At 65.6% G+C, this 23,279-nt stretch carries 16 protein-coding genes and 2 pseudogenes; 14 read left to right on the top strand and 4 right to left on the bottom strand.

The features are described from left to right. Positions 1–157 precede the first annotated feature (157 nt). Complete coding sequence (locus HMPREF9006_RS09095; protein WP_009213303.1) at positions 158–556, bottom strand: hypothetical protein; 399 nt, start codon at positions 554–556, stop codon at positions 158–160. Positions 557–689: 133 nt separating this feature from the next. On the opposite strand from HMPREF9006_RS09095, the gene HMPREF9006_RS09100 reads away from it, so the two are divergent. The 4 genes and pseudogenes from HMPREF9006_RS09100 (at position 690) to HMPREF9006_RS09115 (ending at position 5,517) form a co-directional block, all read left to right on the top strand. Beyond that, positions 690–1,997: a protoporphyrinogen/coproporphyrinogen oxidase gene (locus HMPREF9006_RS09100; RefSeq protein WP_009213305.1), complete on the top strand. Its 1,308-nt coding sequence runs from the start codon at positions 690–692 to the stop codon at positions 1,995–1,997. A gap of 259 nt (positions 1,998–2,256) precedes the next feature. Then, positions 2,257–2,829: pseudogene (locus tag HMPREF9006_RS09105) on the top strand (MFS transporter). Between the two features lie 27 nt (positions 2,830–2,856). Next, a pseudogene (locus HMPREF9006_RS09110) lies at positions 2,857–3,087 on the top strand (ferredoxin family protein); the annotation flags it as partial. 429 nt (positions 3,088–3,516) lie between these two features. Continuing rightward, positions 3,517–5,517: a right-handed parallel beta-helix repeat-containing protein gene (locus tag HMPREF9006_RS09115; protein WP_009213309.1), complete on the top strand. Its 2,001-nt coding sequence runs from the start codon at positions 3,517–3,519 to the stop codon at positions 5,515–5,517. An 826-nt stretch (positions 5,518–6,343) separates the two neighbouring features. Here the strand turns inward: HMPREF9006_RS09115 and HMPREF9006_RS09125 are convergent. Continuing rightward, entirely contained in the window at positions 6,344–7,375 is a 1,032-nt protein-coding gene (locus HMPREF9006_RS09125) for a cation diffusion facilitator family transporter (protein WP_034231673.1), read from the bottom strand. A gap of 201 nt (positions 7,376–7,576) precedes the next feature. On the opposite strand from HMPREF9006_RS09125, the gene HMPREF9006_RS09130 reads away from it, so the two are divergent. Then, positions 7,577–8,566: a malate dehydrogenase gene (locus HMPREF9006_RS09130; protein WP_009213312.1), complete on the top strand. Its 990-nt coding sequence runs from the start codon at positions 7,577–7,579 to the stop codon at positions 8,564–8,566. Positions 8,567–9,273: 707 nt separating this feature from the next. Here HMPREF9006_RS09130 and HMPREF9006_RS09135 read toward each other — a convergent pair. Then, a complete protein-coding gene (locus HMPREF9006_RS09135) occupies positions 9,274–9,768 on the bottom strand; it encodes a GNAT family N-acetyltransferase (RefSeq protein WP_009213313.1) in 495 nt (164 codons plus the stop codon). Between the two features lie 153 nt (positions 9,769–9,921). On the opposite strand from HMPREF9006_RS09135, the gene purU reads away from it, so the two are divergent. The 7 genes from purU to HMPREF9006_RS09170 all read left to right on the top strand — a co-directional run bounded on the left by purU (position 9,922) and on the right by HMPREF9006_RS09170 (position 17,425). After that, positions 9,922–10,776: a formyltetrahydrofolate deformylase gene (gene purU, locus HMPREF9006_RS09140; RefSeq protein WP_034231676.1), complete on the top strand. Its 855-nt coding sequence runs from the start codon at positions 9,922–9,924 to the stop codon at positions 10,774–10,776. Positions 10,777–11,041: 265 nt separating this feature from the next. Continuing rightward, positions 11,042–11,539: an adenylyltransferase/cytidyltransferase family protein gene (locus tag HMPREF9006_RS09145; RefSeq protein WP_034231679.1), complete on the top strand. Its 498-nt coding sequence runs from the start codon at positions 11,042–11,044 to the stop codon at positions 11,537–11,539. After that, positions 11,536–12,306 carry a CDP-alcohol phosphatidyltransferase family protein gene (locus tag HMPREF9006_RS09150; RefSeq protein ID WP_009213316.1) on the top strand — a complete coding sequence of 257 codons (771 nt, stop codon included), beginning with the start codon at positions 11,536–11,538 and terminating at the stop codon, positions 12,304–12,306. Before HMPREF9006_RS09145 ends, HMPREF9006_RS09150 begins: the two co-directional genes overlap by 4 nt. Beyond that, positions 12,299–13,207, top strand: a complete 909-nt coding sequence (locus HMPREF9006_RS09155; protein ID WP_034232399.1) for a glycosyltransferase family 2 protein — start codon at positions 12,299–12,301, stop codon at positions 13,205–13,207. The genes HMPREF9006_RS09150 and HMPREF9006_RS09155 overlap by 8 nt, the downstream gene beginning before the upstream one ends. Further along, on the top strand, positions 13,204–14,553 hold the full coding sequence (locus HMPREF9006_RS09160; protein WP_009213318.1) for a membrane protein: 1,350 nt from the start codon (positions 13,204–13,206) through the stop codon (positions 14,551–14,553). The genes HMPREF9006_RS09155 and HMPREF9006_RS09160 overlap by 4 nt, the downstream gene beginning before the upstream one ends. After that, the gene (locus HMPREF9006_RS09165) at positions 14,550–15,911 is read left to right on the top strand and encodes a glycosyltransferase family 2 protein (RefSeq protein WP_009213319.1); all 1,362 of its coding nucleotides are present in this window, start codon (positions 14,550–14,552) and stop codon (positions 15,909–15,911) included. Before HMPREF9006_RS09160 ends, HMPREF9006_RS09165 begins: the two co-directional genes overlap by 4 nt. After that, a complete protein-coding gene (locus tag HMPREF9006_RS09170) occupies positions 15,908–17,425 on the top strand; it encodes an O-antigen ligase family protein (protein WP_009213320.1) in 1,518 nt (505 codons plus the stop codon). The genes HMPREF9006_RS09165 and HMPREF9006_RS09170 overlap by 4 nt, the downstream gene beginning before the upstream one ends. Here the strand turns inward: HMPREF9006_RS09170 and HMPREF9006_RS10675 are convergent. Beyond that, on the bottom strand, positions 17,346–17,990 hold the full coding sequence (locus HMPREF9006_RS10675; protein ID WP_034231682.1) for a hypothetical protein: 645 nt from the start codon (positions 17,988–17,990) through the stop codon (positions 17,346–17,348). The genes HMPREF9006_RS09170 and HMPREF9006_RS10675 overlap by 80 nt on opposite strands. Positions 17,991–18,049: 59 nt before the next feature. Here HMPREF9006_RS10675 and HMPREF9006_RS09180 point away from each other — a divergent pair, with 59 nt between their 5' ends. Continuing rightward, a complete protein-coding gene (locus HMPREF9006_RS09180) occupies positions 18,050–19,537 on the top strand; it encodes a flippase (protein WP_009213322.1) in 1,488 nt (495 codons plus the stop codon). A gap of 114 nt (positions 19,538–19,651) precedes the next feature. After that, a complete protein-coding gene (locus HMPREF9006_RS09185; RefSeq protein WP_009213323.1) occupies positions 19,652–23,119 on the top strand; it encodes a fibrinogen-like YCDxxxxGGGW domain-containing protein in 3,468 nt (1,155 codons plus the stop codon). The last annotated feature ends 160 nt before the right edge of the window (positions 23,120–23,279 follow it).

A 23,279-nucleotide genomic window follows, 5' to 3' on the forward strand; every position in this document is an offset into this window, starting at 1 on the left:
TGTCAAGGGGAATGTGGGTGATGGAACCAGGCTGGTCGCTGGCATCTCCCAGGAGGGGCGCGAGGATAACTCGGTGCGTCAGGTTGGACCTGGCGCATGAGGTCGCATCCTCGCTGCCCAGGAGGTTTGAGAACTCGTCGTCGGCGCGCCGCCCCCGTTACAGGCCGCGATCTCGCCGGAGCCGCCCGGCCTGCGAATGCGGGTTGAACCCGATCACCGTGTAGGCGCCGAACGCCCAGGCGACGGCGACGCCCATGAGGAGCGTTCCGAGGACTACGCCTGAGATGAGTTCCCGCAACCACCCCGGCCCTTCAAAATCGCTCGCCTGCCTGGTCCCGACGAGGCGTACGGCGAGAAGATAGAAACAAACGGCGATCACGCTGGCGATCACGTACCCGATGGTGGCGGCTAACGCGGGGCCGAGAGGTCCGGCGAGGAGCGCTTTAACAAGGCTGGCGCTCACGTGTGCCGCGAAAAGACCGACAAATAGGATGATCCCCTGGAGAACCGGCATCCGACCGATCGAGGGCAGCGCCGCCAGTGCCTGTTGCTCCAAGGGCGGAACGAGGGGGGCGCCGGCGTCAGCGCGCAGGGGAGGCGTCCACGAACTTCTTCACCAAGAATCGCCGCAACCACCACAAGAACCTAGACGTTCACGGAATGCTCGCGTGAGTCGCTAGTATGGCGTCATGAGAACCTTGATCGTCGGCGCTGGGATTTCGGGACTCGCGTGCGCGGATGCGCTGGCCGGGTGGGGCCAGGACGTCGAGGTCTACGAGGCGAGCGGGCGCGCGGGCGGACGCATGGAGACCGCAACGGTCGCCGATTGTCGGGTCGAGGTCGGCGCTAACTTCCTGTCCTCCACCTACCGTGTCATCCCGCGCATGGCCGAGCGCCTCGGCGTTGCGCTCCGCCCGATTCGTGCGCGCGCAGGAATCATCGTCGACTCGCAGGCTGTGACCTACGTCCCCAACGGATTCGCGATGGTGCGAGCGGGCGTGATGGGCTGGCGCGAAGCCGCCCAGGCGGGCTGGCAGCTGGCCCGCCAGTTTCCGCGCCTGGCGAAGGCCAATCCGGCTGACCCGGCCCAGTGGGCCGACATTGACGTGCCCGCCGATGCGTGGTGCTCCGGGCGATTTGGGCGGGCCTTCACGAACGCTGTCATCGGCTCGTCGTTTCGGGGATACTACTTTCAGGGCCTTGCGCAGACGTCGGCGTCGGCGGCGCTGGCCATGGTGTCCTACGGCTCGCGCCCGTTCACGACGCTCACCGCAAATCCCGGGCTCGAGGCGATACCTCGGGCGTTGGCCGCGGGACTGTCGATCCACTACGAGGCTCCTGTTGTGCGTGTCGAACGCGACAGGACCGGCGGCGCGTTGGTCCTCGCCAACGGGACGGTGGTTGAGGGGGATCGGATCGTCTTGGCCGTTCCCGCACCCGCGGCCGCTTCGCTCGTGGCGGATCCGTCCCCGCTCGAAACCCAGTTGCTGTCGACCCCCTATAGCTCGGGGCTCCTGGTCGTCCTCGCGTGCCGTCGTCGCCTGACGGAACGCGAGTTGGGCGGTGCATACGGTTTGCTGGCGTCGCCGAGTCAGGCTGGCCCCATTGCCGCGCTGTGTGTGGCGAGCCGCGCCGGGCACGCGGCGCCGGGCGCAGATGCCGTGACCGTGATGTTCGATGGGGAGGCGGCGGAGCGTTTGATCTCCCAGGGAGAGCCAGACGCCGATGTGGTGACGCGAGCGGTTGCGGCGCTGTGCGAGCTCGCGCCGACTCTGCAAGAAGCCGTTGACGGGGAGGCGAGCCGCGTCGTGAGGATTCCCGCCGCGATGCCGACCTGCCGGGTCGGGCGAGTCGGCAGGGTTCGCCGCTATCGCGTTGAGCACAGGGGCCCGGTCATTCTGGCGGGCGACTACCTGGCGTTCCCGTGGTCGGACTCGGCGGCCTTGACGGGCCTATGGGCGGCGAACTGCGTCCGGGTGTCGGGCGGGCGCGACTGAGAGGCGCGCGGGGAAGACGCTGTCGTGTGCCGTCTCGCGTACCGCGGTCTCCGTGCGTGATCGGGGAATCCGTCTACTGCGTTGCGCGGTGACATGCGTCACGCCATCAACGCATTCGTCCCCGGCGAACCCGAGCGCGTTACCCGCTTTAGGACCCGCATCACCTCCCCGGTGCACCCGGGAAGCACCCTGACGGCCCGACTGTGGAAGGTCAAGGAAGGCGAGCTGTGCTTCCAACGAACCCGTCATCGACCTGGTGGTGATCGCCGTCCTGTCGGTCCTGTGCGCCTTTGTCCACGCCCCGCCGATGCTCGTCATCCTACGGTTCCTGGTCGGCGTCGCCGTGGGCGCCGACTACCCGATTGCGACGTCGATGATCGCGGAGTTTTCGCCGCGCAAGCACCGCGCCGCGGCCATGGGGGTCATCGCCGCCGCCTGGTACCTCGGCGCCAATGTCGCCGCTCTGGTCGGCTTCGCGCTCATCAACACCGCTCACGGCTGGCGATACATGCTCGCTTCCTCGGCTGTTCCCTGATTCCTTATCCTCCTCGGCAGGTGGAACATCCCGGAGTCACCGCGCTGCCTCGTCTCCAAGGGACGAACCGAGGAAGCGCAGCGTATCGTCCACGAAACCCTGGGGGCAAACGTTCGCCTGCCCAAGTCCGAAGAAGCGGCGCCGACCTTAGTGCGCAAGGTCCTGCGGGGAGTCTATCTGCGCCGAATCGTGTTCATCGGAGTCATCTGGCTGTGCCAGGCCATTCCCATGTTCGCCCTGTACACCTACGGGCCTCAGACCATCGGCGATGTCCTCGCGGGCATCCGCGCCCTGTGACGAGGTTTTCTAAAAGGAGGACGAGTAATGGCATCATTCGTCATCGAGAGTGTCCCGGCCCGACTGGCCGGGAACACCTACAACCTGGATGAGGAAGAATCGCACATCAAGGTCAATCAGGAACTCGCTCGCGCCACTGGTGCCGGCGCCTTGTTGGAGCGGATTTGCCCGGCGAAGGTGTACTCGGTTGAAGCCGATGGCACGGTTGGTGTCGAGTACGCGGCGTGCCTGGAGTGCGGGACCTGTCTCGCCGTGTCCGGGGACGAGGTCGGGGAGCGTAGGGAGGTTTTGACGAGGCATCGCCGTCGCCTGGGGGCGACCCTGAGCATGAGGGGCGAGTATGCATGCCACCGCGAACCCATCGCACACTCAACGTTCCAGCTCGAATGCCCACAGCACCGCGAACGCGAGCATCTGACCCACTGAGTCACGCCGCGGCGAGACACAGTCGTCAAACGAAGTGGCAAGGGACAGCGACCGCGGCTTGAGCAGGCATTGTGGCCCGCACCGTCCAACAAGGTAAACCTCGCTGGGAACCCAACCAGCGCTGAGCGGTTGACCGTTACGACAGACAGAATCCTCACCGGCTTGGCTTACGCGACAAGAGGGGGTATCGTACTGGGTGACCAACTTTTACCATTCGGTTTGTGTTGGTTCGTGAACACCGGATACCCAGAAAGTGAATTCATGCGCTATCTCAACAGGACAATCGGAGCCGTGGGCGCCCTCGCGCTCGTATCGGCGGGACTTATCGCCGTCCCGGCGCTCGCCGCCCCGGTCACTACGATCCACGTTTCCCAAGCCTCCGGCTCAGACACCAACGACGGCAGCGCAGAGCGCCCGTTTGCCACGCTGGGAGCAGCACTGAAAGCAGCTCCCTCAGGAGCGACTGTCGAAGTTGCCTCGGGCACCTACCGTGAAGGCGAACTCTCCACATCCAAGAAGCTCACGATCACCGCCGGGAAAGGGCAGCAGGTCTCACTCAACGGCGCGGACATCGTCACGGACTGGAACGACAACGGTGACGGCACCTACTCCTCAGCCCGCAGCGACTTCGTCCGTTTCTCGCACGTGAGCACCGTGAACGCGAACCCCGCAATCGAGGGCATGGCCGCCTACCCCGAACAGGTCTTCGTTGACGGTAAGGAACTCACCCAGGTGGCGGATCGCTCCGAGGTGGGTCCGGGCACCTTCTGGGTCAACGACCCCGACCCCGTGACCCTGGTCAACCCTCAGAACAACCGCCAGGGATACAACGTCAAGCCCCACACCGGCGTCTCCTACGTCCTGGGCGACAACCCCTCCGGACATACCGTCGAGGTCGTCCAACACCACCGCTCGCTCACGCTGGGCGGAGAGGGATCCGTCTTCAATGGTTTCACCGTCGAGAAGTACTCGCCCCTGCAGCAGTGGGATTACAAGGATCCCGAGATCGGCACCCTCACCGGCGGCGTCATGTTTTTCGTTGGCGCGAAGAACGTCTCAGTCACCAACAACACCTTCCAGTACTCGGCGATGGGCACAGCACTGGGCCTGACGAACGCCGACGGCTCCACGGTGTCGGGCAACACGATCACCCACAACGGCGGCGTCGGCTTCGGCATCAACCGATCCTCGGACATTTCCGTCGAGCACAACACCTGGTCGATGAACAACCAGGCGGGGTTCATCGTTGACAACTGCGGAGCCTTCTGCACCATCGGCGACACAAAGATCACGCACGTCGATGGCGTGCGCTACGCCTTCAACACGCACGACTACTCTGAGGCCGGCTACAATCACAACGATCCCAACGTGGATAGCCCGCGTCGCCTCATCGGCGTCTGGTTCGACGAGGGCGTCATCAACTCCGAGATCGTCGGCAACCACTTCATCAACGTCGGGAAGTCAGCGATCTTCGACGAGGTGAGTTCCGGCAACATTATCGCCTCGAACATCGTCGAGAATTCCTTCGAGGGAATCGTCCTGTCGGGCACCGACTCCGACAAGATTTTCAACAATACCATCGTCGATACTCTCTCCCCCATGGTGATCCGTGAGGACACGCGCTACGACGGCTGCAACGCACGCAACAAGGCCGGAGAATGCACTGCCCCCGAGAAGTGGTCGGGCGAACACGGCCTGACCTGGAACGCCACCGACAACCAGATCTACAACAATGTGCTGACGAAGTCCACCAACTCTAAGAAGGACGACCCGTGGCGCTACTCGGTCATGCTGCGCTTCAGCGGCGGCGTGAACGGCGACGGCACCGCCGTGTACGGCCCCGAAGAGGCTCAGGGGCTTGACTACAACACGTACTACCGCACCTCTAAGGACACCGAGCGGTTCACCATCCACTGGGAGTGGGCCAAGGATGGCGGTGGAAGCGGCGCATTCAACGCCCCCACGCTCGCTGAGTTCACATCCCATCCGCAGGTGGGCACGGACTCGGCGCCGGGGCGCGAGGCCAAGGGACGCGAGGCACACGGGCAAGACATCGTCGCCCCGCGCACCGAGCAGAAGCTCTTCGTGAACCTGCCCGGCCAGGAGAACCAGTTCGGAGCCTCCGACCTGCATCCTGCTCCCGGCAGCCCTTTGGAGAAGTCGGGCACCACACTCGACCCCGAGGTTGCGGAATCCCTTGACCTCAACGCCAATGCTCCCGTCAACAGGGGCGCCCTCGTGAACGTCGCCTGGGGCGACTGAGCTCCGGGCAGCCAGCAGGGCCCCTGGCGCCGCTCCCACGAGTGGCGCCAGGGGCCTTTACTCCTTGAAGCTGCTGCGAAACCCCGGTGTGGAGAAGGGCGAAGGCCTTGACCTCGGCCTTGTTGCCTTCTTCGTGAATTTTCGTCATTGCTTCGGACGCGGAGGTGAGCAACGTACATAATGCTTCCCCGCGCGCCTCCAAGCGCTTCAGTGCGGCATCGCATGCCTCACGTGACTCGCCCGTCCAGTCCTTAACCGCGCTCGTGATTGCGTCGTTCACGTCGGGAATGAAATTGCCAACGAGCGTTGCCTTCTCAGAGAAAAGGGCGGCCATTGCACGGGCGTCTGCCTCGTGAAACACTAGTTTCGATTCGCCGCTCATTGTGCGCCTCCGCCAGCGTCCTGCTCAGATAGGGCTTGTAAGACAGCGCCCAAACTACCGCTAGGGGAAGTGCTGTCATCTCCGCTCGAACCTGACGCTGCCTCGATCAGAGACTGGATGATCGCTGTCTCGCAGACGCCAAATGGCTGCTCGACCCCGACGAGGGCATCCGATAGTCGCCCGAGATCCTCGTAGAGGACGCTGAGGGAATTGCTCCAACTCGTCGTTGCGTGAGAGAGCGCCTCTACGTACGGGCCATTAGCGCCCTGGCACGGGGGTTCGAGCTCTTCTCCCAGGGTGGAGATGGACTGCGAAAAGGGGTCGGCGATAGGCTGAATGCTCCGGGCCGCCTCAATCAGTGTGCCCGGAGTGAAACCTATATCAGCGTTAATTCGAGCGACCATAAGACGGCTGACCGCCTGTCAATCGCGGTGGTTTTGTGCGCTAGTGTTCCAGGTGCTCGTGTTCGCGGTGCTGTGGACATTCGAGCTGGAAGGTTGAGTGACTGATGGGGAAGTGGTGTGAAGCGCATTCGCCGAGCTCGTGGACGATACGGTCACGGCAGGGGCCGTCGGCCTCGTGCGTGACGGTCACGTGCGCGGTGACCGTCACCAGGCGTGAGGACACGGCGGCCACGTGCAGGTCATGCACATCAAGCACTCCTTCGGTGCCCATCATGTGTGTGCGGAGCTCGCCCACATCCACGCTCTCAGGTGCTTGCTCCATGAGGATCGCCAGGGACCTGCGCAGGAGCGCGAGCGCGCGCGGCGCCATGAGCGCGGCAATGAGGAGCGAGGCGAGGGCGTCGGCGCGTGTCCAGCCGAATGCCCACTCGGTGCCGGCCGCGACGATGACCGCGACGGATCCGAGCGCATCATTGGCGACCTCCAGGAACGCTGCCTTCATGTTGAGGTTCGCGTCGCGACCACCCGCCAAGATTGCCAGAGACGCGACGTTAGCGACCAGGCCGACGATGCCTATGAGGAGCATGGGGCCTGCCTCGACCTCGGGTGGTGAGAGCACTCGCCACGCGCCCTCCCAGGCGACCATGACGCTGATTGTCAGGAGCATGCCGGCTTGTAGCGCCGCGGCCAGTACCTCGGAGCGCGCCCATCCCCACGTGCGCTTCTCGTCGCGCGGGCGGCGCATGAGGCGTGCGGCGATCAGCGCGATAACGAGGCCGGAGGCGTCCACGACCATGTGCCCCGCGTCCGCCGCCAGCGACAGGGACCCTGACCAGAAGGCGCCGATCAGCTCGGCCGCGACGACCGTACCCGTCACCACGAGCGCCCACCCAATGCGTGCCGCGGACGCCGATGAGTGGGCATGATCGTGTGAGTGCGCGCCGCGGACGCCGCTCGGGGAGTGCGCGTGGTCGTCGGAGTGCGCTACGGCCTCGTCGACGTGGGACGAGGCGGGGGCCGATTCTTGCGCCGCTCCGGCGCTGGGAGAGGGGCTGGGGCGGTCGTCGGACATACCCCCACTGTAGGTACCGAGAGAGTCTGTTGTCGAGGCACTCAACCTCTCCATATGTCGTAGATCACCACCTGGGTGAGGTCTCCTGGGACTGGATGCCCGGGTTCCACTGTGACCGACGACGTATCCTAGGGGCAGAGCGTGGGAAACCCCGCGACTGAAGGGCACGTGCCCACAGGACCTGTAAAGGAGCGCCACATCATGGCAGAACCTCGTATCGTCACCGTCACTGGCGCAGCCGGCAACATCGGCTACGCCCTCCTGTTCCGCATTGCTTCCGGCCAGCTGTTCGGCCCGGACGTTCCTGTCAAGCTGCACCTGCTGGAGATCCCGCAGGCCGTCAAGGCTGCCGAGGGAACCGCCATGGAGCTCGATGACTGTGCGTTCTCGACTTTGGCTGGCGTCGAGATCTTCGACGACGTGAACCGTGCATTCCAGGGGACGAACGTCGCCTACCTGGTGGGCGCAATGCCTCGCCGCGCGGGCATGGAGCGCGCCGACCTGCTTGAGGCCAACGCGGGCATCTTCGGTCCCCAGGGCAAGGCCATTAACGACGGTGCCGCCGACGACGTGCGTGTCCTCGTTGTTGGTAACCCGGCGAACACAAACGCGACGATTGCCCAGAACGCCGCTCCGGACGTTCCCGCGTCGCGCTTTACCGCGATGATGCGCCTGGACCACAACCGTGCGGTCGCCCAGCTCGCCCACAAGACCGGCGCCGCGAACGCCGACATCAAGGACGTTGTCGTGTGGGGTAACCACTCCGCCGACCAGTACCCGGATGTCTCCTTCGCGACCGTTGCCGGCAAGCCCGCGACCGAGCTGGTGGACGACGAGTGGCTGTCCAGCTACTACCGTCCCACCGTCGCCAAGCGTGGCGCCGCCATCATTGAGGCGCGTGGTGCCTCCTCGGCCGCCTCCGCGGCGAATGCCGCGATCGACCACATGTACTCGTGGATCCACGGTACCCCCGCCGGTGAGTGGGTCACCGCCGGTGTCATGAGCGATGGCACGCACTACGGCGTGCCCGCCGGACTGAACTTCGGCTTCCCCGTCACTTCCGATGGCGGCGAGTGGCAGGTCGTTGACGGCCTGGAGATCTCCGACGCGACCCGCGCTGGAATCGACCACAACATCAAGGCCCTTCAGGAAGAGTACGACGCCGTCAAGGCGCTCGGCTTCATCAAGTGAGGCTACCGCCCTCGCGGCGGTTGGTGGGAAGGGCGCGCGCCCGGCTAGTCGGCCGGGCGCGCGCCCGCTTATGTTGCGGGGTGCGCGTGCATCACGTGTGGCATAAGCGATGACGCTCGTCGGATCGCGTCGCGATTGCGTGTGCCGCGGATCGTCGTGCTGGGGTGTGATGGCGTGCGCTCGGCCTCCCGTGGCGTCGAGGCCCGTGTCGGGGCGTGCTGAACGCTGGCGTCGGGCGGGCGCGGAGTGGCGACTATGGTGAGTTGTGCCCTAGGTGGCGTGAAACAACCGTGAAACCGGCGAAGGCGCGGGTTGCCGGCTCTCGCCGCGGCTGTGAAAGCGGCCAATGCGCGCCTGCGTCCGCTGTGGCGGATACCGGCAGACGTGTGGTTGTCGGGATTCGGGTGAGCGCCCGAGAGCAAGGCGCCGGGAGGTGCGCCGCTGCGGTGACTCGGGGGGGGGGAAGAATATCTACATCTAGAGTCCTTGCAGCGGCGTGTCGTCGGCGTGTCGCCTCATAGATGTAGAAAAAGCCCCAGCCGGTTCGCGGCCGACCCCGTCCGGATCATCGCACCGCAGGCCGCGTCGGGGAGACCTCGCGGCCATTCGTCAAGTGCGTTGACGTGGTTTCCGCAGCGGTTCAGCAACTGCCGCAGCGTCGGAGAGCGCGCCGACACTTCGGCCTTGCCGCGCGGTCGCAGGTCAGCTCAGTCGCAGACGTCTTCCGCGAGCCAGTCGTAGGCGATGCGCGTGGTCCCGTTGGCCACCGTGATCGTGCCGCACTCGCGGAAACCGAAGGCAGCGAGGGCGTGACGCATGGGGACGTTATCCTCGTGCGTGTCGCAGCGAAGATAGTCGGCGCCCTCGGCGGCGTACGAGAAGATCGCGCGCGCGACGCCCCGCCCGCGCACGGCGACGACGCGGTGGATGACGTGGTAGTTGGCCTCCGACCGCCATGAGCCGTCGATCTGGGTGTAGGTTGGCTCAGGGCCTGGAGCGTAGGAGAAGACGCCGAGCGGCCCGTCATCGTCCGCGACGATGTAGCAGTGCCCGCGCCTGATGTCCTCCTGTGCATCCGCACGGCTTGGATACCCGTCGGGCCACTGTGTCGCGTTCCCGTTCGCCCGCATGAATGCGCGGGCATGAGCGTACGCACTCTCGATGAAATCGAGGTCGGTGGCGGCGGCGAAGCGAATCCTCATGCGCACGATGATAGGACTTCTTCGAGCGGAGATGGCTTTTTCTGAAGGACCGATGTTCGGCGTGGAATAGTGATGTCCCGCCCGGCCGTGGCGTCTCCCGCAAACGATGCCCCGGCTTCGTTGACGGCTACGAACCTGGGTAGACTGAAACCCATGACTGAAAATGCGCAGCTCGTCGTGACCCTGTCCTGCCCGGACCGTCCGGGTATCGTGCATGCCGTCACCGGCGTGATCGGCGAGTCCGGCGGTAATGTCGTCCAGTCCCAGCAGTTCGGCGACTCTGACACGGGTACCTTCTTCATGCGCGTCGAGGTGGACTCCCCGAAGGGCCGCGCACCCATCGACGAGGGCCTGGCCGCCGTCGCCGAAGAATTCGACGCCACCTACCGTGTCGACGACCTGGGCCGCAAGCTGCGCACCATCATCATGGTGTCGCGCGAAGGCCACTGCCTGACCGACCTCCTGTACCGCCAGCAGACGCAGGGCCTGCCGATCGACGTCATCGCGGTCGTTGGCAACCATCCCGACCTTGCCCCCGTCGCCCAGTTCTACGGCGTGCCCTTCCTCAACATACCTGTCACGAAGGACGCGAAGGCGCACGCGGAACGCCAGCTCCTCGATCTCATCGCCTCCGAGAACGTCGAGTTGGTCGTCCTGGCCCGCTACATGCAGATCCTCTCCGACGAGGTCTGCCGCGCCATGGAAGGCCGCGTCATTAACATCCACCACTCCTTCCTGCCTTCCTTCAAGGGCGCGCGCCCCTACGCGCAGGCCCACGAGCGCGGCGTCAAGCTCATCGGTGCAACTGCCCACTATGTCACGGCCGACCTCGACGAGGGGCCGATCATTGAGCAGGACGTGACGCGGGTATCCCACGCCGACTCCACTCCCGACATGGTCGCGCTCGGTCAAGATGTCGAGCGACGGGTCCTCGCTCAGGCTGTTCGATTCCACGCAGAGCGACGCGTCCTCATGAACGGCAACCGCACCGTCGTGTTCTCGCGCTGAGCGCACTCGGGCGGGCCGCGCGCTCCTGCGCGGTGGCCAGCGCCCGGGCGCTGGGTGGGTGCCCCTGGCGAGCGTCGGCCGTGAGCTGGGGCGGGCACGGCGCGCCCTGTTGGAACACCGGTGCGGCCACGTGGTCATTTTTGCTTGACTTTCCTAGCTTTCGCGGCCGAGTTTGCTACTGTGTGGATAAAGCGGAGACGTGATCTTTCGGTCATTTAGTGGGTAAGCGTCGCGTTGACCGTCTGATAAATGGCACACTGTATGCGTGGACGAAACGACTCAGCAACGCACCTCCGTCACCGGCTACGTACCCGGGGGTTTTGACATGTTCCATCAGGGACACCTCAATATCCTGCGCGCGGCCCGTGAGCGCTGCGATCGTCTGGTGGTCGGGGTGACCTCGGACGAGGCCCTCATCCGCATGAAGGGGCGTGCCCCCGTCATCCCGCTGAAGGAGCGTTGCGACCTCGTGTCCTCCCTGCGCTTCGTCGACGCGGTCGTCGTGGACCTCGATCAGGACAAACGCCTGGCGTGGCGCCTGCAGCCCTTTGACGTTCTCTTCAAAGGCGACGACTGGAAAGGCACCCCCAAGGGCGCTCAGCTCGAAGCTGAGATGGCGGAGGTTGGTGCTCGCGTGGTCTACCTGCCCTACACGCCCTCGACATCCTCAACGAAGCTGCGTCGCTTCATCGCTCCGGAAGACTTCGCCGACGAGGCCGCGAGCACGACGAGCGAGACGACGGCGGAAGGGGACGCACAATGAGCTTGCCCGTCGCGGTCGATCCCTCCTCCTCGTGGGGCAGCCGTTTCGCGGCCTACCGCTCGGCGCTCGCCGCCGCGCAGAAACCGGGTGCCGGCGTGCCCGCCTACATGCGGTGGGTTAACCGGGGTGCCGCCCGCGTGGTCGCCGCCGCCTGCGCCGCCTCAGGGTGGACGCCGAACTTTGTCAGTTTCGTTTCGGTGTGCTTCTCGGCGATCGGCCTCGTCGCTTTGGTCGCCGTGTCTCCCGCCTGGTGGTCGGGCCTCATCGTGGGCCTGGCGCTCGCCGTCGGCTTCATGTTTGACTCCGCTGACGGGCAGGTGTCGCGCGTGACCGGTGCTTCGTCCAAGACGGGGGAGTGGGTCGACCACGTTGCTGACGCGTTCCGTTCGCCCGCGATCCACTTCTGTACCGCCATCGCGGTCATGGCCCACCTCCCGGAGTCGTGGTGGCTCGCGCTCGTGGCGCTTGCCTACGGGTGGGTGACCTCCGGCCAGTTCATGAGTCAGATCCTCGCCGAACAATTCGTGCGCGCTGCCGGACGCAAGCAGACCCGCGGCGGCAACCTGAGGTCCTTCATCCTGCTGCCCACCGACCCCGGTGTCCTGTGCTGGTCGTTCGTGCTGTGGGGGTTGGGAGCTCCGTTCATGGTTCTGTACTCCCTCCTTGCGGCGGTGGCGATCGCCCACTGCGCGATATCGCTGCGTCGTCGCTTCAGCGACCTGCGGGCGCTTGACGCCGCCGCGGCGGCGGGTGGCGGTCGTGCCTGATCTCTCCGTTCTCCTGCCCGCACGTAACGCGGCGGACACGATCACACGGGCGGTGTCCTCCACCCTCGCCGCGATGCCTCGTGACGCCGAGCTGGTCGTCGGCAACGACTCGTCGTGCGACTCGACGGTCGGGGAGGCGATCCGAGGCGCCTCGCGTGGGGGAGTGGTCGATCCGCGCCTGCGCATCGAGGAGATCACGCCGGGCGAGGGAGGTGTGTCGCGAGTCCTCACCCAGCTCATGGAGCGCACGGATTCACGCCTTGTCGGCAGAATGGACGCCGACGACGTGTCCCTCAAGGGCCGTTTCAAGCGCGCGATGCGCGCTATCGAACGCGGCGACGACATGGTCTTTACGCAGATGATCGAGTTACGGGGTGCGCGCCCGGTTCCTCGTGTTCCCTACGAGATCACTCCCGAGGACATGGGGTGGCACCTTCTGCTGACGAACCCGGTGTGCCATCCGACGATGCTCGCCACGCGCGAGATTATCGACAGCGTCGGAGGTTATCGCGCTGTTCCCGCCGAAGACTACGACCTGTGGTTGCGAGTCGGTGCCGTTGGCGGGCGCATCCGTCGCCTGGCGGCGTGGGGTCTGCTCTACCGCATTCATCCCGGACAAGTCACTGGAAACGCCTCCTGGCGAGCGGATTCATGGAGGAATCCGGAGCAGGCGCGCGCGTTTGCGGACCTGTCGGTCGCGCTCACGGGCCGGGAGCTGCCGCGTCTGGTGTCGCTGCTTTCTCTTCCTCGCGATCGGGCCGAGCGTAAGCTCGACCGCTTCGTGCAGGTCTACACTCAGGGGGTCGCGTCTCGACCCGCTTCGTCTCGCCGCGTCCTCGAGCGTCGGCTGAACGCGCGCGCCGCGTGGGTGCGCTCTCACCTCCAAGGAGAACAGTCATGATTCTTACTCCTCCGCCCACCGGCGGCCAGCAGATCCTGCGCCACGCGCTGGCGCGCCGCTGGGAGTCGATTGTCGTAGGAACCGTGGCCGGCTTGGTCGTGGGTGTCGCCGCCGCATTCGCCGTGCCGGTCGCCCACTCCGCGACCGTCGCGATGACGGTCACCTCCCCGTCTCCGACACCGGCTCCCGCGGTGCGGGCGTCGTTGTCGAACACGACCGACATGGCCACCGAGCAGGGGATCGCCAAGTCTGCGGTTGTCCTGGATGCCGCTGCTGCCCAACTCGGCGGCGGCATCACAGCGAGCGAGCTGCGTGACAACCTTGAGGTGTCGGGTGACACGAACGGGACGATCGTGAACATCGGCTACACCGCGTCGACGCGCGAGGCGGCGGTGGCCGCCGCCGACGCGATCGCTGCGCACTACCTCGAGCAGCGCACCTCCCTCGTGGAAAAGCGCGCTGATGAGATGAGCGCGGTCATCAACGAGCAGATCACGGCGCTGCAAAACGAGTTGGCGGCGCTACCTGCGCTCGTCGACGAGGACGGCAAGCCCACCGCGAACCCGCGTGCCACCGAGCTGCGCACCCAGATCAGCAAGCTCACCGAGCAGAGTGCGCAGCTCGTTCCCTACCACGCCAGCGCCGGCCTCGTTCTGACGAACGCGGATGCCTCGGTAGACGAGGTCACCCCCTCGAAGTCGCGCATGATTCTGATTACCACGGCGGTCGGCCTCTTTATCGGACTCGTGACGGTACTCCTTCAGGAAACCCGATCGCGTTCGCTCGCTTCCCCCACTCAGCTCGCCGACCTCACGGCGCTGCCCGTGTGGAGCGCCGAGGAGGGGGCACCCGAGCCGTGGCTCGCCCCGACCCGAATGCTTGCCATGGCGATCGACCGCGATCACTGGGTTGACCTGATCGTGGACGCCACGGACCCGCAGGCGCGCCCGCTGCACCGCGTCCTCTCACGCTCCCTGGCCGAGACGAGGGTGCCGGCGCCGCGGCTCATCGACATCAACCAGCCGCTGGCCTCCCTCCTGGACGAGGTTCGTCCCTCCCGACACGTGCTGATCGCGGTGCGCGGGGGGCATGACCTGAAGAAGTTGCACGCTCTTCTGAATGAACTGGCACTCATCAACCGAGAAGTCAACGGCATGATCTACCTGGGCGAACCGATCAGCGCCACCCAGGCCTCGGCGCCGAGGCCGAGCGCCGCGCTGGCCGAGACGCCTGAGGGCCCGACCGCCTCGTCGCCGGATGGAGGCCGCGTCACCCCGGTCAGCGAAAGTCCGACGGACACGATGCCCGCCAGGGACTTCATCGCCGACGTGAAGGAACAACAATGAGCGTCGAGGACCAGCTCGCCGACGATCACCTGGCGGCCTCCGTCTGGCACGTTGACCGCAGCGCCCGAGTCAGCCAGCTCGTCTCCGGCGACCCGTCGGCTCCTCGCGCGCTCGTCCTCGTGCGCGACCATGGACGCAACTCCGGTTTCGTGGAGATCGAGGGCACCGATCACCCGGAGGAGGATCCGCGCGTCGCCGCTGTTCCACCCGCGCCCGCCCGAGGATGGGAGGAGGGTGCTGGCGCCGACGTTGACGCCACCGTCATCATGTGCACCGTCGGGTCCTCGGACATGCTCGAGGAGGCCGTGCGAGCCGTTCTTGCCCAGGACCATCAGCGCTTCACCCTCGTCGTCGTCGATAACGCTCCCGACACGGGCCTGACGCGTGCGAAGCTCGCAGGCATCGAGGACACCCGGCTGAGTATCGTCTCGGCGTCGCGTCCGGGCCTGTCTCGGGCACGCAACCGCGGCGTTCTCGCGGCTCGAGGCGAAGTCATTGTCTTCACCGACGACGACGCCATCGTTGACCCCCACTGGCTGACGGCCATGATCGACCCCTTCACGGCCTCCCCATACGTGGCTGCGACGACGGGCATCGTCCTGCCTCTCCAGCAGCGCTACGCGCCCCAACGCTGGTTCGAATCCCGAGGAGGCTTCCCCAAAGACTTCACCGCGCGCGTGTGGTCGACGGCAGACCTCCCCCGCGGCCTCGAGGCGCTGGGGGAGAAGGGCGAGGGAGGGCCGCTGTACCCCGTGACGACCGCCCGCGTGGGGGCAGGGGTATGCATGGCCATACGCCGCGACGTTCTGATGGAGGTCGGCCCCTTCGATCCTGCCCTCGGAGCGGGCACATCGACGCGCGGAGGCGAGGACCTCGATATGTTTGCGCGCATCCTGGCCACGGGTGACATCATCGTCCATACTCCCGATGCGCTGGTGCACCACCGCCACCGGGTTGACGAGGCGGGCCTCGACAAGCAGATCCGTGGCAACGGCTCGGGCATGGCCGCCCTGCTCACCAAGGCAATCCTCGCCAAGCCCACGATCCTTGCCTCCCTGTTTGCGCGAGTGCCAGCTGTTCTGGCCCGCATCAAGCCCGGAGGCGAGCGGGTCTCGGGTACCGACAGCGATGTGCCCGGATCCCTCACCATCTCCGAGATCAAGGGCTTCCTGGAAGGGCCCTTCCTCTACCTGTCCTCGCGGCGTCGCAACAGGTTGGTGCCCAGCTGTCGCGGCGCCCAGGATCGGGCACACGAGGGCGGCCAGAGCGCCGTCCGGGAGGACGCGCGCGGCGAGTGCCCGACCGGTCCGGCCTCTGAGGAGGAGGCCCGCCCCCGGGAAGGAGACGCGGAGGCGTGAGCGCGCGCCGAGGAATCTGGGGCAAACCGGCCCCCGCCAGCATCGGGCCACTGCGTGAGGACGTGCAGGACCTGCCCGCCTGGCCGTTCGTCGTCGCCTACTGCGCATACCTACTCTGGTGGGTCCTGGGGGCCGGCGACCTGATGTGGCCGCTCTTCGCCATCGTCATGCTCGTCCTGATGGTGGGCCGCAGCGGCCTGCGTTTTCCGCCGGGGACCATTCTGTGGGTCTTCTTCCTCGCCTGGGTGATTGCCTCCATGTCCATGTTGGATTCCGGTGGCCGCGTCATCGGCGCGATCTACCGCTTTGCTCTCGAGCTTGCCCCCGGCATCTTCGCCGTCTACGCCTTCAACGCCCGCAAGTCTTTGAGCGTGCGAACGATCGTGGCAACCATGTGGGGTTTTCTCGCATCCACGACGGTGGGCGGATTCATCGCGATGGCGTTTCCGACCCTGCGCTTCAAGACGCTCATGTACTACGTCGTTCCGCGTTCGCTTCACGGCAACGACTTCGTCAAGGAGTTCGTCAGGCGCGCAACCACCCAGTGGAACCCGACGTCGTGGGCGCTGTCCGATCCTCGTCCTTCCGCCCCGTTCATCTATTCCAACACCTACGGCAACGTCTTCTCGTTGATTTTCCCCCTGGCCCTGGTGTTCGCGTTCGTCCTGTGGCGCGAACGCTCACGGTGGCGTTTCGTCGCTGCGGCGCTGTGTGCTCTTTCCGTCATCCCGGCCGCGGCAACGCTCAATCGAGGCATGTATATCGGATTGCTGATCGTCGTCCTGTGGGTCGGATTCCAACGCCTGAGGGTTGGGGCGTGGCAAACCGTGGCAGGCATCGGAGCAGCGGTCGTCATCGGTATTGGCGCATGGCTGGCGACGCCAGCCTCACAATCGCTCCTCGAACGAGTGGCAGCTTCCTCCTCGACCCAGGACCGAGCCTCGAACTACCTCGAAACCATCTCGGAACTGGCTGAATCCCCGCTCCTGGGCTTTGGAGCCCCGCGCCCGTCCGCCTCCGCGTGGCTTCCGTCGCTGGGCACGCAGGGACAATTCTGGACGGTGCTCTTCTCCTACGGAATCGTCGGAGCTTTCCTTTTCATCGCGTTCTTCGTTCGGATGCTTCCGCGCGTGTGGCGCGCGACGGACGTGTACGGGTCGATCCTGGGCGGCATCATCCTGGCGACCCTTGTTGAGCAGTTCTACTACGGCATGAACACCGGCCTGATGCTCTCCGTCGTGGCCGTCGCGCTGCTGGCCCGACACCTCGAGGAAGAGAACGAACCTCTGCGTCACGAGGCTGCCGAGCGTGAGGGCGCGCCCACGCCGGGCAGCGTCGCGGGGACGATGCGCGCCGCGCCCATCGTCCGCGTCGGGGAATGGGAAAGCCCCGCCGCGAACGACGGGGCTTTCTCCACGCGGATGCTGGAGCGGCTCAACAAGTCGGGTCGTCGGGGAAGGACACCCCCGACAGCTTCCAGTTCTCGCCATCCTTCACAAACTGAAAATAGGTGAGGGCGCGAGCCATGGTCGTGTCATCCGTCAGAGAGGTTCCCGCGTCGTTGAGGACGCTCACGGATGAGGAATCCACGCACGCGGATACCGTGACGTTGCCCGCCCCGTCATCGCTCAGGATATGCACGTCCTCCAGCGTGGGCGTTCCCGTGGCGTGGGTTCCGTCGCGGGACCATTCCACTGCCTGGGCGTCGAACTCTTCCAGCGCGGAAGCGGTGAGCACGGAGGACAGGTCTGTTGCCTGCGCCTGGGCAGGATCGGAGTACGCCCCCCACAGCGTGTTGACGACGAAAGAGGTTTGTCCGGCCGCCTCCGTGTCGGTGCTGAGGGACCCGGACGCGTTCGAGGGGCCGCCGGACTGGGGCGTGATGGTCTTCGGGATCGACTGCGGCTCGCCGGATTGGTCGTCGGGGGCGCTCTGCGTGCCCGAGGCGGCGGCAGTATCGGCGTGGGGGGAACCCGACAGACGCAGGACGGCCACGACGACGAGCGAGATGATCAGGAGGATCGCGGCCGCGAGGAGGATCTTCTTGCGCAGCGGCGAGAGTGAGTTGACGAAGTCCATGAGTATCCCATCGTTCGGTTATGGAGCAAGGTTACCGCTGGCTAGCGGGGAGGACGGACATGAGTGAGACAAATCAAGCCAGACGTTCGTTGGCGCGCGGCGGCATTGCCGGTTTCGTGGGCGCTGCCGCCTCGGCGGTCCTTGGGTTCGCGTTCACGATCATCCTGTCGCGGATGCTGGGTGCGCAGGGGGCGGGTGTGGTCACTCAGGCGACCGGCGTCTTCGCCATCGTCATGGCGCTGGCCAAGGTCGGCCTTGACTCGACCGCCATCTACCTGCTTCCGCGGCTCTCGTTGGATGCCCCGCAGGAGATACGGGCGACGCTGTCCTTCATGGCGACGATGACGGTAGCCGTCTCGACCGTGTGCGTTCTCGTTCTCGAGGTCGCCGCGCCCTTTATCTGGGACGCCCAGGTGGCGTCCTCCACCCGCGCCGTCCTCTGGTTTGTCCCGATCGGTGCGCTCACGCTCGTTGCCTCGGCGGCTCTGCGCGCCCTCGGAAACATGCGTGAGTACGTCCTCGTTCAAAATCTCCTGCTTCCTGGCCTTCGCCCTCTCCTGGTCGCGCTCGCTGCGGCGCTCACGGGATCGCTCGCGCTCGTCTCTGTTGCGTGGGCGCTTCCTTTCGCGGTTGTTCTCGTCGCGGCGTGGTGGCTGCTGCTGCGGCACATGCCCTCCGCCGTCGACTCGTTCGGACGATGGCCCTCGTCGAAGAGGCGGCGCCAGGTTCTCTCCTTCGCCCTGCCTCGCACCCTGACCGCGGGTCTCGAGCAGGCCCTGCAGTGGTTGGACGTGCTCCTCGTGGGCATGCTGGCGGGCAATGCTGCCTCGGGCATCTACGGTGGAGCGATTCGCTTCATTCAGGCGGGAATGGTGGTTGATACGGCGCTGCGAGTTGTCGTCTCGCCCCAGTTTTCCAAGCTCTTGCATCGACGGCGTACCGGCGAGCTGCGAGATCTCTATGGGACGGCCTCCATCTGGCTGGTCCTGTTCGCCGCTCCGATCTATGCGCTGATGGCGATCTTCGCCCCGGCGCTCATGCGGATCCTCGGGGATGGCTTCGCCCCGGGGGCCAGTGTCCTCGTGGTTCTGTGCATAGGCTCCATCGTGACCTTCATGGCCGGTAACATTCACTCCCTGCTCATCATGAGTGGGCGCTCCGGGTGGGCGGCGGTGAACAAGATCGTCGTCCTCGCGCTCAACATTGTGGGTAACATCATCTTCATTCCGCGCGGCGGAATGGTCGCTGCAGCCATCGTGTGGGCGGTGTGCATGGTCCTTGACGCCGCAATGGCCACCGTTCAGGTCTCGCGATTCGTCGGCGTGACACCAAAACTATCCGAAGTGGTCAAGCCGATCCTCGTTGTCGGAGGTTCCGTGGCGATTCCGGGCGGGTGTATAGCTGCGGTTCTCGGCCGCGATTCGTTTGTTGCAACCGTTACTGGATCACTGCTGTCGATTGTGACTTTTGCCTGCGCCTGCTGGATATTCAGGGAACGCCTCCATCTGACGGGACTTGGGTCCCTTGTGAGGGCGAGGAAGCGTTGAGCGAGGGGCTCGTGGTGCGCCTGTGAAAGTCGTGCTTGACCGTTCGGTTGATGGGGTAGGGCTTGTTGTGTAATTATTTATTCATCAAGTCCATTTACTCCGAAAGGTCGTGCCATGTCGTCCGCGATTTCGCGCCTTGCGATCTGTGCAACCACGCCGATTGTTGCGTGTGCTCTGCTTGCGTTCGCTCCCGCTGCGGGCGCCGCAGGCGTTCAGCCCGCGGCGCCCGCAAGTGGTCAGACAACTGTGCGTGACGGACTCTCTGCCGCCACGGCCGCTGCCTCCTGCTGGGACATCAAGCAGCATGATTCCAGCTCCGCCGACGGCGCCTACTGGTTGCAGACTCCCGCCATGGAACACCCCGCCCAGTTCTATTGTGACCAGACAACAGACGGCGGAGGCTGGGTTCTCATCGGCCGCGGACGCGAGGGCTGGGAAGGCTGGAGCGGCGGCAAGGGAGACCCCTCGAAGCTGACCGCGCGCGAGCGCAACGCCTCCGCCTTTGATGTCGTTCAGTACTCCAACGACACCATCAATCAGCTCCTCAACAACGAGTCGGTGAAGGATCAGTCTGATGGGGTGCGCGTCTTGCGCGCCTGGAGCACGAACGGCAGCTCCTACCAGAAGCTGGACCTCCAGTTCCCCAAGATGACCGACTTCGTATGGCCTTTCAAGATGGGGCATCCCGTGAACATGTCGATCGATGGCCGCGGCGCCGTCTCGAACGACATCTGGAACTCACCCGGCTACGACCGGGGATGGAACGCGCTCCAGGTCTACCCTTCGACGCGCACCGGCTGGAACATCGGCTGGGGCTATGGGGTGGATGCAGCGCGATGGGGCGGCGATGTCTCCTCCTCTTCATCCTTCTTCCGTAAGAGCGGCCAGACCGTCTTCCCGTACGCGGAGACCTACATTCGTCCCCGCATCGCCTCGGACTCCTCGGCCTTCGCTCGTATTCCTGACGAAGGCGTGGGCGCCTCGACGGTGACCCGCGCCGTCTCGCAGTACGCCGCCCGTACCTCGTGGGGCGTGACGGGCAACCTCAACGGCTCCGTGCGAGAGGGAAACATTCAGGTTCAGGCCTTCGCCCAGGTCGGCTCCACCATGTACGTGGGCGGCAACTTTACGGGCGTGAAGCAGGGTGAAAACGGCTCCGTTGTCCCCTCCCAGGGGCTTGCGGCCTTCGATGTCGCAACCGGGAACTTCACCGGCCAGACTTTTGACTTCAACGGACAGGTCAAGGCCCTCGTGGCTCTTCCCAACGGCAAGCTGCTCGCCGCCGGGGACTTCACCCGCGTCGGAGGCGAATCCCACGTGGGCACGGCGGTCATTGACCCGTCGACCGGCCGGGTTGATTCCTCGTGGAGTCTGACCATTTCGAGCGCTCTGCGCGGCGGAGCGGTCAGCGTGCGTGCGGCCACCTACCACGACGGCTACGTCTACCTCGGAGGCTCCTTCACGCACCTGAGCGGAGGAACCCGCAACCGGGTGTACGGCCGCAACGCCGCCCGTGTCTCGCTCGATGGCGTCCCCGACCGCTCCTGGAACCCCGAACTCAACGGTGCCGTCCAGGCCATCAGGGGCAGCGAGGCCAATAGCTCCATCTATCTCGGCGGATACTTCAGCCGCGCCCACGGAGGCGAGCGCGCCTGGTACGCAGCGAAGTTCTCCACCCAAGCCGGAGCCGCCCAGGATACGGGCTTCGCCTTCGTTCCTTCCTCCGAAGGACAGGCCAAGTACCAGCAGACCATTTCCGCGGACGGAAACCGCGTCTTCATCGGAGGGTCGGAGCACTCGCTCTTCGGCTACGACACCGGCTCCAATCAGCGCACCTCCGCATCGGTGACGATGAGTAACGGCGGCGACCTCCAGGCGTCAACGATCTCCGCCAACGGCGTCATCTACGCCTCCTGCCACTGCTCCGACGGCAGCTATCAGGACAAGCGCATGTGGGAGGCCGGTCACGACTGGTCTCGCGTCGACGAGATCAAGTGGGTCGGCGCGTGGGACGCGACCACCGGTGAACACCTCCACTGGACGCCCTTCGAGCTACTCTCGCAGCGCAGGACGGGCGCCTGGGCGCTCACCACCGACACCAACGGCAACCTGTGGGTGGGAGGAGACTTCACCCTGTCCCACATCGATGCTTCCCGCACGCAGTGGAACGGTGGCTTCGCCCGATACGACGCACGTGACAACGTCGCTCCCGAGACGCCGAGCGCCGTGCGAAGCTCCTCGGCCGACGAATCCACGGTGACACTGTCGTGGGAAGGCGTCTCCGACGCCACATCCTACGAGATCCTGCGTGACGACAGGGCGATCGCTTCCACAGACGCGACCTCGGTGACGGTGCCGCGCGGTGGCGAGAACCGCTTCTTCGTGCGCGCCGTTGATGCCGCAGGCAATCGTTCTGCCACCACGGCCGCCTACCAGCCTCCGGCTCACGGACAGGCGGACCCCGCGAACCCGGTGCTTCTGGACGCCGGTGCAACCTGGAGCTACCGTGCCGACAACAGTCCTGCTCCCGAGGACTGGGCACAGAACTCTTTCGACGACTCCGACTGGTCGACCGGAGCGGCCCCCTTGGGCTACGGCGATCCGCGTATCACCACGCAGCTTGAGCGCCGGGGGACCCGTCCTGTGACCACCTACTTCCGGTCGCGCTTCACCGTGCACGACGCGAACTCCCTCAAGGGGATCACCCTGAAGTACCTGGCCGATGATGGTGCCGTCGTGTACATCAATGGCGTCGAGGTCCACCGCACCCGTATGGGGTCCGGCGCCGTCGACTACAACACGCGAGCCGAATCGGCCCCGCGCTATAGTGCGGCAGTCGCCGCACAGTCCGAGACATTCGTTCCGGCTTCCGCACTGAAGACGGGTGAGAACGTCATCGCCGTCGAGACCCACGTCAACTACCTGCGTACCGCCACCGTGTCCATGCAGGCATCGATCGTGCGTGTCGAAGGGCGCCCGGACACTTCGACGGGTTCGGGCGGCGCCAGGGCCAACGATGCCGAGGCCGAGAACACGGGGGACGCGAGCCGCAGCATCGATGCGGCCCTGGTCAAGACCGGTACGGTCATCCCCTCGGGCACGCAGTGGAACTACTGGACCTCGACTACCGCGCCCGCATCCGACTGGTCGACCGGTGCCTCCCTCGCGGATTGGTCTCGCGGGTCCGGGCCCATCGGCTGGGGAGACGCCAACGCGGCCACGCCCCTCGACATCGCCAAGAAGGACCGTGCCATCACCTACTACTTCGCGCGCGATATCGACCTGGGCACCATCACGCCATCGACCACGCTGACCGTCAAGGTTCGAGCGGATGACGGCGTCGTCCTGCGCGTCAACGGAACGCAGGTTGCCACCAGGCGCATGTCGGACGGGGAGATCGGGCACACGACCTTCGCCAACGCGGCCGTGTCGGCCTCCAAGGCAAGCTCCGACCTGCTTGAGGTGACCATCCCGGCCAAGCTCCTGACGAACGGAACAAACAGGATTGGCGTCGAGGAGCATGTCAACTACAAGGGCACTCCGTCCATGACATTCGACCTGACGGCCATGCTGGCCAGGTAGAAACGAGAGCGTCCCATCGGGCCGACAGCCCCGCGCCCGTGCCGCTAAGGCTCGGTCGCAGTGGCTGACAAGGGAACCCCCACCGCAGCGGTGGGGGTTCCCTTGTGTGTGGTCAAAGACTCTCGGGTTTTGTTAACCGACTGGTTGAGTACTGCCGAAG

It is taken from the genome of Actinomyces sp. oral taxon 180 str. F0310, from assembly GCF_000185285.1.
Classification (GTDB): Bacteria; Actinomycetota; Actinomycetes; order Actinomycetales; family Actinomycetaceae; genus Pauljensenia.